The organism is Candidatus Izimaplasma bacterium HR1 (genome assembly GCA_000755705.1).
Lineage (GTDB): Bacteria > Bacillota_I > Bacilli_A > Izemoplasmatales > Izemoplasmataceae > Xianfuyuplasma.
This window is the reverse complement of record CP009415.1, coordinates 864,661-878,881: the sequence shown is the minus strand read 5'-3', so window position 1 is coordinate 878,881 and position 14,221 is coordinate 864,661. Positions and strand designations below refer to the sequence as shown.

The window sequence follows — 14,221 nt, the reverse complement described above, 5'->3', positions numbered from 1 at the left end:
TAAAACCTCCTTTAAATATCTAAATCTAATTTAATCTCCTCAACACTAGGATCTTTTAAGGCTTCATTTTCATTAGTTATTTGCGCAACTCTAGTAGATGCTGCGGCTGCAATGGCTCCGACTATATCATCTAAGAATGTATGACATAAACCACCTTCATGTTTCCCATCTTCATTAAGACGATCAACAACTAAAGGTTTATTTACATCGATATCTCCAAAGTTAGTCTTACCGATAGTACCATACATACCAGCAAGTTCTAAACCAAACAGTTCATCGATACCAAACATTCCTAAGTCAGTAACTAAAATCTCTTGAATAGGACCTTTAAAAGCTCCCTCATCTGTTAATCTATCTATTTCTGCACCTAGTTGAAGGATATGGAATGTATCTCTTAAACTAAGTATTTTCTCTACAGAATCAACACATTGTTGAAGTGAGATTGTTTTTGACCATTTAGATTGTTGACGAAAAGCTACTTCGGCAATTTCTATAACAGAAACGGTTCTTTCTTTTAAGGTTTCAACGTTCAGTTTCAACATTTCTTCTCTTGTATATAATGCTTTATGTTTCATATTTATCACCTCTTATAATATTTAATTATACCATAATTACGAATTATTTGAATACTTTATCTATGATAATTATATTTCTCCCTGCACCATTCATGAAAGTTTTTATGTCTTGTCTTTTCTTTCCTGACAGTTGAACTTCGTAAATATAAATATAACCATTTCTTACCTTGACCCCTATTTTTTCTTTTTCGATAATTACAATTGAACCATTAGCTTTCGACTCGTCTGCTTCTTTTAAATCTAAAGAGAAGAGTGTATTATAGATTTTAATTTGCTTATCATCGATAGTTGTATAGCAACTTGGAGTAGGAGTAAAAGCTCTTAAATGAGCATCTATTAATTGTGCTTCTTGATCCCAATTAATAACTTCTTCTTCACGTTTTAAGTTATATGCATAAGACACTAAGTATTCATCTTGTGGGATACGTTTATTCGTACCTTCGAAGATTGTAGGTAAAGTCTCTAGTAAAAGATCACTTCCTAAATAGCTTAGTTTCTCAAACAAAGTACCTGAAGTATCATCTTTTAAGATAGGAATACTTCTTTGAGTAATAATATCTCCACTATCCATCTTCATTGCCATATACATAATGGTAATTCCTGTCGTATTATGTAATCTTTTGATTGATCTTTGGATTGGTGCTCCACCTCTTAATAATGGCAACAAACTTCCGTGAACATTGATAGCACCATATTGGGGATTATCAAGGACTATTTTTGGTATAATTTGTCCATATGCAGCCGTGATAATAATATCTGGTTTTTCTTGTAGAATTCTTTCATAATCGTTTCTGATTTTCACAGGTTGAAAGACCTCTATTCCTAATTCAATAGCGGCAATTTTAACAGGAGAAAAAGTAACAATTTTCTTTCTCCCTACTTGCTTGTCTGGTTGTGTAACAACAAGACTAACTGGGTATTTCTCGTGCAAATCTTTTAAGACTCTCACACTAAAATCTGGTGTTCCCATAAATACTATTTTCATGGTATCAACTCCTTATAGAAGTGATGGGTTTTTATCAATTGTAATAGTTAATAATTCACTGTATTCTTGATAGATATTCTTTAAAACCTCATCAATAACTTTTGATTCTTTATATTTAATAATTATCTGAGCTCGGTAGTAATTATTAATTCGAGCTATTTTAGGTAATACTGGTCCTAAGACTTGAGTATTATCCTCTAATTGTTTTCTTAGTTTCATTACAATTTTAGTCCCTTCTTTAAGGACTTTTCTGACATCTTGATCAGTTAGAACTATTTGGGTGATATTAAAGAATGGTGTATAACCACCTATTTCTCTAATCTTCATTTCAGTTTTGTAGAAATTTAAATAATCGTGATCTTTAGCATACATAATCGCATAATGATCTGGATTATATGTTTGAATTACTACTTTCCCAAAGATATCGTGTCTGCCAGCTCTACCTGAAACTTGAGTTAATAACTGGAAGGTTTTCTCGATTGCCTTATAATCTGGTAGGTTCAAACTCATATCAGCTGCTAAAACTCCGACTAATGTTACTTTGGGGAAATCTAGCCCTTTAGCAATCATTTGCGTACCTATTAGTATATCACCATTATGCTCAAAATTGTAGAGTAATTTTTCATGAGCATTCTTAGTTGTAGTGGTATCACTGTCCATTCGAGTAATCCTTGCATTAGGGAATGCTTTCTTAGTAAACTCTTCTACTTTTTCAGTTCCTATTCCCATGAATCTTATATGGGTACTGTGGCATAAAGGACACATTGTTGGATTTGGTTCTTCGTGGCCACAATAGTGGCATTTTAGTTTCTTAGTTTTGTCGTGATAAGTAAGTGAAATATCACAGTTAGGACACATAATAACTTCACCGCATGTACGACACATTACGAATGTAGAATGGCCTCTTCTATTAAGCAATAGAATAATTTGCTCTTTCTTTTCTAGTCTGTCTTCAATTAGTGTTTGTAGTCTTCTTGAGAAGATTGATCTATTTCCACCTTGAAATTCAAATCTCATATCTTCGATAAAGACTTCAGGCAATGTAGTTCTATTAGCTCTCTTTTTAATTTCTAAGAGTTTATATTCATTATTTAGTGCTTTATAATAGGAATCAATACTAGGTGTAGCACTACCCAAAACAATAGGTATGTTATAGTATTTACTTCGTAATAATGCCACATCTTTTGCGTGGTAATTAGGAGTTGTTTCTTGTTTATAAGAGTCTGTATGTTCTTCATCAATAATGATAACTCCTAGATTCTCAAAAGGTGCGAATATAGCACTTCTAGCCCCAACTACTACTTGGACTTCTTTTCTTCTAATTTTACGCCACTCATCGTATTTCTCTCCGACACTTAGACGACTATGTAGTAAAGCTACATTGTCGTTGAATCGTCCTTTAAACCTAGAAACCATCATAGGAGTTAGGGAAATTTCTGGTACAAGCATGATTGCCTCTTTACATTGTTTTACTACTTCTTCAATAATGTTTAAATAGATTTCTGTTTTTCCACTTCCGGTTATACCATGAAGTAGAAAAACCTCATTTTTATTTAGACTATTCTTTAAGTCGTTAAGGCAAATTTCTTGTTCATCGTTCAATGTTACTTGTTTGTCATTAATCGCATAGATACTTTCTACTTCTCGATATGTTTCCTCACTTAATTCTTCAATTACACCTTTATCCACCAGTGTCTTTATAGTTGAGTTTGATAAATTAAGATTCTTCATTAATTCTAATTTAGGAATTACTTCGGTTCCTTCTAATAGTTGAACTACTTGTTTTTGCTTTTCTCCTCTTAAAGGAATACTACTATCAAGTAGTTTTATTTTCTTGATGTATTGCTCTTTATTAACCTGTTTAACACGGTAATCTAGATTGATTATACTTTCATTAATATATTGCTTAATTTGTTTCAAATATGGATCAAGTTCTTTAGTTAGCTGTGCTTCGTTATAGCGATTAAACTTTAAAGCCAAATCAAGAGGCAAAAGACTAGTATCCTTGCAAGTTAATACTTTCTTGTATTTAGACTTTAACGCTGTTGGCAACATTGCTTGATATATTGATACTAAAGGACTTGTATTAGTTACTCTCAGTTCTTTACCTATCTCGATTAATTCTTCTGTTAGCGTTGGAATTAGATCCATTATCGAGGAAATATTTCTTAGTCTTTCAAAGTCTGATTTCTCTTTTAGATGAAGTACATAACCCATAATGAAACGCGGTCCAAATGGGACTTTCACCCTTTGGCCGATTTCAATAACATTTTCTAAGTTTAGAGGTACTTTATAATCAAAAGTACGATCTACTGCCTTAGCTTTAACATCTACTAAAATCTCTGCGATCATATGTTTAGAGCCTTTCTATAAAATTATCTTTATCATTAAGGAAATGTTTCATAAATTGAACACTTTCTATGTCTTCATATTTAATTTCCTTAATACTGTTTTCTGTAAAATTGTATATTTTAGCGCCTTTTAAAGCCATTAGTATTGGAGAATGGGTAGTTAAAATAACTTGTGATCCATTCTTAACTAAGTCAGTAATTAGCACAACTAATTGGTATTGATTAATTGCACTTAAAGGAGTCTCTGGTTCATCAAGAATGTAGATACCCTTTTGATGCATTCTCGCTTTAAAGAATTCTAAAAACCCTTCTCCGTGTGATTTTCGACCTAATTCCCCTTGATATTTGTCTTCTAGTGCCCGTAAGCTTTTTTTGATTGGACCTAATGCTAGTTGTAAGCTATAGGCATTTTTTTCTTTAAATTCTTCTTTTATATCAATGAGATCTTTTTCTAACTGTGATTTCATCATTTTAAGAGAATTGATATAGGTAATAAACTCTTCTCCACTAAAGAAAAATCCCTTTCTAGTTTTAACTTTATAGACTAACCTCATTTTACTAGATAGTCTTTGGATAGCTTCATAATAATGACTATCGATACTAGCACCTGATACATTGATTGAGTTATTATAATATGCAATAGCTTGCAACAAGGTTGATTTACCACTACCATTTTCGCCTACAAAAATGGTGATATTGTTGTCTAGTTCTAATTCTTTTGTGTTTTTAATGGGTACGATATTAAAGGGATAGGAATTATCATCAAAATCGTCAAAGTATAAACGCTTAATCATCAAGTAATCCTAAGGCAATAAGCCCGTTTCTTACTCCGTCATCCTTAATGTCATTTGTTAGATATCTTGCATGTTCTTTAGCTCTTTTACTAGCATTACCCATTGCGACGCTTTTAGGTATATAATCTAGCATTTCGATGTCGTTATCTCCGTCACCAAATGCATAAGAATTCTCCAATGGAATTCCCTCGATTTCAAGAACTTTTTTGATCCCTTCACGTTTACTCATTCCCTTACTTAAGACATCAAATCCTCCACCAAGCCAGCGAACAACTTCTAAATCTTTAAACTCTTTTTTGAAATAATCGTGTTCATCTCTTTCGCAAAAAGCCCACATTTGAAATATCTCATTATCTTTATAGAAATGAGGATCTATTTTTGGTAATTTCATATCAACAAGTTCGAAAGCTTCTTTTCCTTTGTCATCAACGATATTCAATGTTTCATCAAATTCACCTAAGAATCCATATTTCATGTTATTTTTATTAAAGTTTTCTACTACTTCAAGTACTTGTTTTTTTGGGATAGGATTTTTGAATATAGTTACCCCATCTTTGATGATTATTTGGCCATTTATTAGGATGTAAATGTTGATATATTCTTTAATCTCTTCGACGTTGTGTAACATATAAAAAGCACGACCTGTAGCGATTGCAATCTCTACAGAAGGGTCGTCATGTAATTTCTTTAATGCTTCTATTGTAGAAACAGGTATACTTCTTGTATCTGGGTCGTATAACGTACGATCTATGTCAAAGAAGATTATTTTCTTGTCAGTCATATAAACACCTCACTAAGATTATATCATATATTAAATAATATATAGGTATTTGTAAAAACATTTTCATAACATATATCTATAATTTAAGCGATTTGTTTGTTATAATAAAAATAGAGAAATATCGATTCTTTTAGAAAGGACTATTGATAATGCAAAATATATTAAAAAACAACGAAGTCGGTGTTTTTGCATTAGGTGGTCTTGGTGAAGTAGGAAAAAATATGTATGTGGTGGAATACCAAGATGAAATTCTTGTAATTGATGCTGGAATTTTATTCCCAGATGATTCATTACTGGGTATTGATTATGTCATTCCCGATTATACATACCTTTATGAAAATCAAGATAGGATAAAAGCGCTTATTATAACGCATGGGCATGAAGACCATATTGGTGGAATCCCTTATCTTTTACGCCAGGTAAAAATACCAAAAATCTATGCTAGTGGTATAGCTATTGGATTAATTAAAAACAAAATGGACCAGCACAAAGGGTTCAGAGCAAATGTTTTAGAATATCAAGAATATGAAAAGCTTGTTTTAGGAAAAATGAGTGTTAGTTTCTTTAGAACAAATCATTCGATTCCTGATTCTTTTGGTGTCGTAATCCATACTCCTCAAGGAGTAATAGTACATACAGGAGATTTCAAGTTTGATTTCACACCTACAGGACCAGATGCCAACTATCAAAGAATAGCTGAACTAGGACGTAAAGGTGTACTTCTTCTATTAAGCGATTCAACTAATGCAGAACTCGCTGATTTCACTAAGAGTGAGAAATTAGTAGCTGAAAGTATTAAAGATATATTCACCAAAATTGATGGTAGAGTTATCGTTGCTACATTCGCGTCCAATGTTCACAGAGTTCAACAAATTGTTGAGGCAAGTGTTGCTACTGGAAGAAAGATTGCAGTTTACGGTAGAAGCATGTTAAAAACTCTAGATGTTGGTGGTGAAATGGGTTATATAAGAGCCCCAGGTGGTACTTTTATAGAATCTCATAACATTAATAAATATCCAAAAGAGAAAATGACAATAATCTGTACTGGTTCACAAGGTGAGCCCCTTGCTGCTCTTAGCCGTATTGCAGCTGGTACACATCGCCAAATTAAGCTAATGGAAGGCGATACAGTAATATTCAGTTCAAGCCCTATTCCTGGTAATCAAATAGGGGTTAGTAGAACGATTAATATGCTATTTAGACGAGGAGCAAACGTTATTACTAATTCACCTCTAACTGATACTCATACATCTGGACATGGTGGACAAGAAGAACTAAAATTAATGCTAAAACTAACTAAACCAAAATACTTTATGCCAATTCACGGTGAATACAGAATGTTAAAGATCCATTCCAACATTGGACATCAAACAGGTGTTCGTAAGGATAGATCATTTGTTATGGACAACGGTGAAGTCTTAGCAGTTACTAAAAGTACTGCTAGATTCGCAGGAAAAGTTCAAGCTGGGAATGTCTATATTGACGGTAAAGGTATCGGAGATATTGGTAGTATAGTAATCCGTGATCGTAAGTTATTAAGCGAAGATGGACTACTTAGTGCCATTGTTACTATCGATAAAAAGAATATGAGATTAATTGGTTCTCCTGTAATCATTTCAAGAGGATTCATCTATATGAGGGAACATGGTGCATTAACTGAGGAAATTGCAAATTTAACTGAACGCGAAATGACGAAAAAATTAAAAGCTTATAAAAGTTTAAATATAAGTGCATTAAAAAAATCTCTAACAAAAACATTAGGAGATTTCATTAGAAATAAAACTGAACGTAATCCAATGATTATGCCAGTAGTTATGTTAGTAAATGAGTAGAGAGAAATCTCTACTCTTTTTTTTGCATAAAAAAAGAGTGCTATGCACTCTTTCTATTGTGTAATTCTTGAGCAAAAAATGATGCAACATCTTCAGCAAATTTCTTAGGTCCAAACCCAGCATCAAAACCAAGTTCCTTGGCTAATTCATGCGTAATACGTGGCCCACCAACTATAATCAAAAATCGTTCTCTAAGTCCTTCTGCTTCTAGTAGTTCTACTAGGTTAACAAGGTTCTTAATATGGACATCTTTTTGTGTTACAGTTTGACTTACTAGTAGAACATCTGCATTAACATCTAAAGCTTTCTTTATAAGTAGCTCATTTTCAACTTGGCTACCTAAATTATAAGCATCAATGTTCCGATATCTTTCAAGTCCGTAATGACCCGCAAAGCCTTTCATGTTCATGATAGCGTCAATTCCAACAGTGTGAGCATCTGTTCCTGTAGATGCACCTACTACTACAATATTATTATCAAAGTTCTGTTCAATAAAATCTTCAACTTCGTATTTACTCATTACATCAGTGTCAACCGTCTCAACTTCAATTGTTGTGTAATCAATTGTGTGATTGACCCCTCCGTAAACTATGTACATAGTAAACTCATTATCAAGGGTAATAGATTCAGCAACTAGAGGGTCATTTATACCCATTTTTCTTGCTAAAACTTTTGCTGATTCAGCTCCCTTTTCATCATTTTTGATTGGTAACGTAAAACTCAGTTGAATTTTACCATCATTCATTGTATCTCCGTATGGTTTAAGCCTTTTAAGGTCCAACTCTTTGGAATAATTTTTAGCATTTAAGTCATATCCCATATTATTTAACCTCCTCTAACTCTTTTATCATCTGGTCAAGAATTGGATTAATGTATTTATCATCCTTGAACGCTACACCTTTTAATCCTTTTCCACCAGTTTTTTCTCGTTTTATACCTGCAAAAATTCCTCTTTCTAGTGTTTCAAAGATACCAATGTTTGCAATTTCCTTTAATAAATCATTGGCGTCATCAAGTACTTTTGTAGCTCTATTCTCGATGATTCCACCTTTCTTAAAGACTATTTCCTCACCTAAATCTTGCATTGTTCTATTAATATAGTTAGCATTCTCAATTGCTAAATATCTATCACTCATAAAGGGTGTATGTACAGCTTCAGTTAACATTCCTAATAAGTGGATTCTTTGATCTGTTATCTTTGTTACTATGTTAAACAGAGCGTTCTGTACCTGTCCTTTGAATATATTACCAGTCATGTACTTAGTTGGTGGCATATACTTTAAAGGGGCATTAGGGAATATTTCACGTGCCATTTGTGCTTGTGCCAGCTCGTACAAGAATCCATTTTCTACCTCTGGATCAATTTCAAATGCATGTCCTAACCCTTGCAGCTCCTCTTTCATGTGTGCCAGTAATGCAAATTGCTCATTTATAAACTGTGAAGCTAAAACAGTGTGTGCTTCTGTAACTGCATCACTTGTTGTTAGATAATTATCTTCACCAGTGTTTATAATTATACCAGAGTAGGCATTTATAACTCTGGAAAAGTTCTGGTCAACAAAAGTTCTTTGCACATTTATATCTCTAAATAAGATACCATAAAGTGAGTCATTTAACATCATATCTAGACGCTCTAAAGCGCCCATTGCTGCTATTTCAGGCATACATAAACCTGATGCATAATTTACCAGTCTAATGTATCTTCCTAGTTCTTCACCTACTTCATCTAATGCAGAACGCATTATTTTGAAGTTTTCCTGCGTAGCATAGGTACCACCAAATCCTTCAGTCGTTGGTCCATAAGGAACGAAGTCTAAAAGGCTTTGACCAGTTGTTCTAATTACAGCAACTACGTCCGCTCCAGCCTTCGCTGCAGCTTTAGCTTGAGTAACATCCTCGTAAATATTACCTGTTGCTACTATTACATATAGTAATGGTCCTTCTTTGTCACCATACTTATCGAAGTAACTTTCTCTTTTCGATTTGTTCTGGTTGATCTTAAAAAGAGATTCATCAATATAAGGTTGAAGAGTGTCGATAACTTCTTGTTTTGACAATAGCGGATAAGCTGTTAAATCAATCTCATTTGAAACTACGCCCTCAATAATTTCAGAAAGTGATAAATTGGTCGATTCAATAGTAGAAGCTAAATAATTAGAAACTCCTATTCCAAGATCACCTTTCTTTTGAATATGGTCCACAACAATATTTGGATATGGAACATCAAGATCATCAACTCCATCAATTCCAAGTAATCTACAAATAGTTCTTTCAACTGTTACTGTTGTATGTTTATCAATAAAAGCCTGAGTATCTTCTGCAATTTTAAATGCATATTCTCTTGCTTCTAAAATTTTCGTTTTATCTAAATTTAACTTTGCCATACTTCTCACTCCAAATCTGTTAAAACATTTATTATTTTTTTACTTATTTTTTTCTGCAATTTTTCTCTTAATTCTTCATTATTGAAATCATAACTAAAAGGTGAGTAAGGATTAAATGTTACGAATAATATTTCGATTTGATTTAGGACCTCTACTTCAACTCCGATTTTCGATAAGTTACGAAAATGATTTGGCTTCATTAAGATATTTGTAGCATCTTTAACTACTATTTTGAGTTTTTTGAACTCATTACGATTATTGACCAATATTTGGTAAATTCTGTCCGTTAAAGCACCTTTAATATAAAGTAGATCAAATTTACCTAGGTAAGTAGACAAAATATCCTCATTATGTAAAAGAGATTCATGAATTACCTTGTTTTCATTAGTATTTACATTGGTGTAAAATGTGTTTTCATATGTTCTTACATTAGTATTTACTGGTCGTTTATACTGTGGTAAAGATAACTGGTCAATAAATATCTTTGTATCTGTAACTACTATATCTATGTCTTTATTGTAACTTGCACCTGTCGACAAAATTATTGCATCTGATAAATAAGTATTCGCAATTGATTTACGGAATAGTGCTCCATCTATCAATATCATACTCGCTTGATACTTTTTGAGTAAATTTACGATGAACTTCATATCATTATTTGTGGAAGGCCCGGCTACTAGTACTTCGCCTTGTTTAGTAATTTCAGCTATTACTATAACTCCTAGAGGAGTACTTATATTTGTTTTTTCATGAATAACATATTCACTCGTTGTTTCTTCGAGACAGTTTAACGCTGTTGCAACAAGCATTTTTGGGTATAACTTAATGCGTGGTTTATCTTGCATTGTTACGTTATCTACCTTTTCACCATCTAAACCAATAGAAGTAACAGCTATGTGCTCGTTCTTATATTCATCAATGATACGGTTTAAAGCGGTTGTTTTACCTGCATTCTTTGCGATTCCGATAATTGATATTACTTTATGATCCTTTAGATAAGGTCTTAGATTAATTATTGTGTCTTCTCTTTCGATGAACGTTGTATTGATCTAATCTAACATTACTTGCTAACTCAGGATCAACGATACCATTTCTAGCTGCAACACAATCTTCACAATCACATTCGTTATCATAACTAGTAGGTCCATGATATGTAGTAATCATCCCTTCGTAGTTACGTAATATTGTTTTACCTGGAGCTTGCGAGATAATATAGTTTGGCATAACTGGAATTTTTCCACCGCCACCAGGTGCATCAACAACAAATGTAGGTACTGCGATTCCGCTTATGTGTCCTCTTAAACCTTCAATAATTTCAATCCCTTTAGAAACAGGTGTTCTAAAGTGTTCGATACCTTTAGATAGGTCACATTGATAAATATAATACGGTCTTACTCGTACTTGAATAAGTCTCTTAACTAGCTTTTTCATTACGTTAACACAATCATTAACCCCTTTTAATAGTACTGATTGATTACCTAGAGGTATTCCTGCATCAGCCATTAGGTCTAAAGCACGTTTAGCTTCCGGTGTTAATTCTTTTGAATGATTAAAATGCGTGTTAACCCAGATTGGGTGGTACTTCTTAATCATATTAACTAAGTCTTTAGTGATACGTTGAGGCATAACTACTGGTGTTCTTGATCCAAGTCTAATTACACCTACGTGATCTATCTTACGAAGTTCACTAAAGATGTATTCAAGTCTTGCATCACTAACTAGTAAAGCGTCTCCTCCACTAATCAAAACATCATTGACCTCTGGATGATTCCTAATATACTCAATTGCCTTATCAACATTGTCCATTTTTGAACCTGTATCTTTTTGTCCAGCAAATCTTCTTCTTGTACAATGACGACAATACATACTACACATGTCTGTGATTAAGAATAGCACTCTATCGGGATAACGGTGCGTTAAACCAGGTACTACTGAGTCACCTTCTTCATGTAATGGATCATCTAAATCATGTATTCCTACATGCATTTCATTTACCATAGGTACTGCTTGTAGTCTAACTGGATCCTTCTTATTATCAGGATTTATTAAAGTTAGATAGTACGGAGTAATAGCCATACGGAACTGACCAAGTACATTATTTATAATATCTAACTCGCTTTCGTCTAATTCAATATATTTCTTTAAATCTTCGACTGTAGTAATACGGTTTTTTACTTGCCAATGCCAGTCGTTCCATTCTTCATCTGTAACATTTGGGAAATACTTATCTTTTCTCTCTAAATACTGTGTATATAATTTAACTGCCATGATATCACTCCTATGTGTATATTCTTTCAAATAATTCTTTAATCTTTGGTGCGTTATTCACTAAGTCTAGCGTTAATTCTGCATGTCCTTTAGTATAACCATTACCTATTATCATTGTTACATCACTACCTACACCTTCAGCACCTAGAGCTGCTTTTGTGAATGAAGTGGCCATACTAAAGAAATACACAGTTCCTGTATCCTTAGTTATTAAGATACAACTCATTTCTGTGTTTTGTACATTTACAACATTGATTGTTACATCAACAGCTTCTTTATTAACTGCCATTACTTTATCATATACATCAATAGCATTTGTTGCATCTGCTAATACTATCTCATGACATAATCCTAATTCCTCTAATTGTGTAATTTGCTTTTCTTCATTTACTACTCCAATAACTTTTCCATTATCACCAGCATTAATCATTGCTTGGTAAGCACAAAGTACTCCACTTTTACCTGCAGCACCGATAATTGCTACTGTATCGCCCTTTTTAACAAGTTTGTTAACTTGGGCTGGTGCACCTGCTACATCTAATGCAGCAAGGACTAAATGTTCATCCATGTCATTTGGTACTTTTGCAAAGATACCTGATTCAAACAAAATTGCTTGTCCTTCAATATTAACTTGATCATTATCAATATTGACTGAATTAATTTTATTAATCACCAACGGAGTTAACGAAAGTGATACTAAGGTCGCAATTTTATCTCCTACTTTGATTGACTTGTTAGGGAAGTCTTTTCCTATCTTCGCTATAGAGCCTATCAACATCCCCCCACTACCTGTGACTGGATTCTGCATTTTACCCTTCGTCTTAACGATATCTAAAATCATTTCTTCCATCTTATTGATATCTTTATTACAAGCTTTTTTAATTTGTGTGAATGATGCACTATCGATATTCAAAGTTATAACATCTATTAAGATCTCATTATCATATATTTCCATTGTATTATCGACTCTTACTGCTGCTTGAGGTAAAACACCTTTTGGCTCAATAACGCGATTAGTACCATATTTACAAGTTTTCATGTTAATTCTCCTTAATGTGTAAAATTCTTCTAGCTTCTTCTGGTGTTGCTATTTCTCTATTGTGTTTTTTAGCTAATTCAACAACTTTACGTACTAAATCAGCGTTTCCTTCAGCTAAAACACCCTTTTCAATATATATATTATCTTCTAACCCAACACGAACATGGCCACCATACTTTATAGCTAATTCTGCGAGTGAGAACTCATAACGTCCGACTCCCGCAACACTATATGTTGCATTTTGTGGAATACTTTCTCTTAGAAAATGAAAATCTCGTTCTTCACCCGTTTGCCCACCATTAATACCTAGGACAAAACTAAAATGTAAATGGTCATTTATGATTCCTTTTTTGTATAATCTTAAAACTTGGTCAATATGTGATTTTCCAAAACATTCTAACTCCGGTAAAATATTTCTTTCATAAATCTTTTCAGCGAAGTACTTGATGTCATCCTCAGTGTTAATGAATACTTCACTACCACCAAAGTTTACGCTACCGCAATCTAGCGTACACATTTGCGGATTTAAACGGGTTGGTTGCAACCTTTCGTCATTTGTCATCCCAACTGCTCCTCCTGTGGACGGTTGTATGATAACTTTTGGACATTTTTTTGCAATTTCGTTCATAACATCTCTAAATCTATCTATATTTTGGGTCGGTTTTCCATCATTTTCACGTACATGTAAATGAATAATACTTGCTCCAGCTTTATAAGCTTTATAAGCCTCAGTTGTAATCTCTTCTATAGTATAAGGAACGTAAGGATTATGTTCCTTCATTACCTCTGCTCCACATATAGCAGCAGTTATGATTAATTTTTCCATTAGAAGCGTTGTTTATCCTTCGGAACTATGCATGTACCTGATGCTTTTGCAACCAAAATTCTTTCCTCTAATACTTCAGCAGCACTATCACTTAAATCCGGTAATGCCTTTATTACTTTATATGCTTCAAACTCCATCTTTCTTGATGTATTGCCTTTTTTAGTAATCCAACCATATGCTTCTATGTAGTCCCCTGCATATAAAGGTGCAAGAAACTCTACATTATCATATGCTCTGAATAAACCTTCATCACCATCTGATCTAATTAGTAATTCTGTAGCTACATCTCCAAAGAGTTGTAGTGAGTAAGCGCCATCAACTAGCCCTCCACCATAATGTGCATTATGTGCACTAAGTCTTATTCTTATCATTACTTTTTCCATTTA

13 protein-coding genes are annotated in these 14,221 nt (G+C 33.3%); 1 reads left to right on the top strand and 12 read right to left on the bottom strand.

Annotation, left to right across the window (positions count from 1 at the left end; all coding sequences use genetic code 11):
- Positions 1–11: 11 nt before the first annotated feature.
- Genes KQ51_RS04370 through KQ51_RS04350 form a run of 5 tightly spaced genes read right to left on the bottom strand, consistent with a single transcriptional unit; the run spans position 12 to position 5,486 of the window.
- Positions 12–575, bottom strand: coding sequence for a phosphatidylglycerophosphatase A (locus tag KQ51_RS04370; RefSeq protein WP_052609186.1), 564 nt, complete (start codon positions 573–575; stop codon positions 12–14).
- A 43-nt stretch (positions 576–618) separates the two neighbouring features.
- Positions 619–1,560 (bottom strand): methionyl-tRNA formyltransferase, encoded by a 942-nt coding sequence (gene fmt, locus KQ51_RS04365; RefSeq protein ID WP_038469364.1) that lies wholly within the window; start codon positions 1,558–1,560, stop codon positions 619–621.
- Between the two features lie 12 nt (positions 1,561–1,572).
- A complete protein-coding gene (gene priA, locus KQ51_RS04360) occupies positions 1,573–3,912 on the bottom strand; it encodes a primosomal protein N' (RefSeq protein ID WP_038469361.1) in 2,340 nt (779 codons plus the stop codon).
- Between the two features lie 4 nt (positions 3,913–3,916).
- A complete protein-coding gene (locus KQ51_RS04355) occupies positions 3,917–4,705 on the bottom strand; it encodes an AAA family ATPase (protein WP_038469357.1) in 789 nt (262 codons plus the stop codon).
- Complete coding sequence (locus KQ51_RS04350; protein ID WP_038469354.1) at positions 4,698–5,486, bottom strand: Cof-type HAD-IIB family hydrolase; 789 nt, start codon at positions 5,484–5,486, stop codon at positions 4,698–4,700. Before KQ51_RS04350 ends, KQ51_RS04355 begins: the two co-directional genes overlap by 8 nt.
- Positions 5,487–5,635: 149 nt before the next feature.
- Here KQ51_RS04350 and rnjA point away from each other — a divergent pair, with 149 nt between their 5' ends.
- Positions 5,636–7,318, top strand: coding sequence for a ribonuclease J1 (rnjA, locus tag KQ51_RS04345; RefSeq protein WP_038469352.1), 1,683 nt, complete (start codon positions 5,636–5,638; stop codon positions 7,316–7,318).
- A 40-nt stretch (positions 7,319–7,358) separates the two neighbouring features.
- On the opposite strand, the gene KQ51_RS04340 is transcribed toward rnjA, so the two are convergent.
- The 7 genes from KQ51_RS04340 to KQ51_RS04310 all read right to left on the bottom strand — a co-directional run bounded on the left by KQ51_RS04340 (position 7,359) and on the right by KQ51_RS04310 (position 14,218).
- Positions 7,359–8,138: a cobalamin B12-binding domain-containing protein gene (locus tag KQ51_RS04340; RefSeq protein ID WP_038469349.1), complete on the bottom strand. Its 780-nt coding sequence runs from the start codon at positions 8,136–8,138 to the stop codon at positions 7,359–7,361.
- A 1-nt stretch (position 8,139) separates the two neighbouring features.
- Positions 8,140–9,702, bottom strand: a complete 1,563-nt coding sequence (locus KQ51_RS04335) for a lysine 5,6-aminomutase subunit alpha (RefSeq protein ID WP_038469346.1) — start codon at positions 9,700–9,702, stop codon at positions 8,140–8,142.
- 5 nt (positions 9,703–9,707) lie between these two features.
- Complete coding sequence (locus tag KQ51_RS09405) at positions 9,708–10,547, bottom strand: hypothetical protein (RefSeq protein WP_052609183.1); 840 nt, start codon at positions 10,545–10,547, stop codon at positions 9,708–9,710.
- Between the two features lie 163 nt (positions 10,548–10,710).
- A complete protein-coding gene (gene ablA / locus KQ51_RS04325) occupies positions 10,711–11,970 on the bottom strand; it encodes a lysine 2,3-aminomutase (protein WP_038469343.1) in 1,260 nt (419 codons plus the stop codon).
- A 10-nt stretch (positions 11,971–11,980) separates the two neighbouring features.
- Complete coding sequence (locus KQ51_RS04320) at positions 11,981–13,009, bottom strand: L-erythro-3,5-diaminohexanoate dehydrogenase (RefSeq protein ID WP_038469340.1); 1,029 nt, start codon at positions 13,007–13,009, stop codon at positions 11,981–11,983.
- 1 nt (position 13,010) lies between these two features.
- Complete coding sequence (locus KQ51_RS04315; RefSeq protein WP_038469338.1) at positions 13,011–13,835, bottom strand: 3-keto-5-aminohexanoate cleavage protein; 825 nt, start codon at positions 13,833–13,835, stop codon at positions 13,011–13,013.
- Positions 13,835–14,218, bottom strand: a complete 384-nt coding sequence (locus KQ51_RS04310; RefSeq protein WP_038469335.1) for a hotdog domain-containing protein — start codon at positions 14,216–14,218, stop codon at positions 13,835–13,837. The genes KQ51_RS04315 and KQ51_RS04310 overlap by 1 nt, the downstream gene beginning before the upstream one ends.
- Positions 14,219–14,221 lie beyond the last annotated feature (3 nt).

Bases quoted from the DNA above. Each gene is read 5' to 3' on its own strand.
- priA (WP_038469361.1), bottom strand. From the start codon at position 3,912: ATGATCGCAGAGATTTTAGTAGATGTTAAAGCTAAGGCAGTAGATCGT.
- rnjA (WP_038469352.1), top strand. From the start codon at position 5,636: ATGCAAAATATATTAAAAAACAACGAAGTCGGTGTTTTTGCATTAGGT.
- KQ51_RS04315 (WP_038469338.1), bottom strand. From the start codon at position 13,835: ATGGAAAAATTAATCATAACTGCTGCTATATGTGGAGCAGAGGTAATG.
- KQ51_RS09405 (WP_052609183.1), bottom strand. From the start codon at position 10,547: ATGCAAGATAAACCACGCATTAAGTTATACCCAAAAATGCTTGTTGCA.
- ablA (WP_038469343.1), bottom strand. From the start codon at position 11,970: ATGGCAGTTAAATTATATACACAGTATTTAGAGAGAAAAGATAAGTAT.
- KQ51_RS04355 (WP_038469357.1), bottom strand. From the start codon at position 4,705: ATGATTAAGCGTTTATACTTTGACGATTTTGATGATAATTCCTATCCC.
- KQ51_RS04340 (WP_038469349.1), bottom strand. From the start codon at position 8,138: ATGGGATATGACTTAAATGCTAAAAATTATTCCAAAGAGTTGGACCTT.
- KQ51_RS04310 (WP_038469335.1), bottom strand. From the start codon at position 14,218: ATGGAAAAAGTAATGATAAGAATAAGACTTAGTGCACATAATGCACAT.
- KQ51_RS04350 (WP_038469354.1), bottom strand. From the start codon at position 5,486: ATGACTGACAAGAAAATAATCTTCTTTGACATAGATCGTACGTTATAC.
- KQ51_RS04335 (WP_038469346.1), bottom strand. From the start codon at position 9,702: ATGGCAAAGTTAAATTTAGATAAAACGAAAATTTTAGAAGCAAGAGAA.
- KQ51_RS04370 (WP_052609186.1), bottom strand. From the start codon at position 575: ATGAAACATAAAGCATTATATACAAGAGAAGAAATGTTGAAACTGAAC.
- KQ51_RS04320 (WP_038469340.1), bottom strand. From the start codon at position 13,009: ATGAAAACTTGTAAATATGGTACTAATCGCGTTATTGAGCCAAAAGGT.
- fmt (WP_038469364.1), bottom strand. From the start codon at position 1,560: ATGAAAATAGTATTTATGGGAACACCAGATTTTAGTGTGAGAGTCTTA.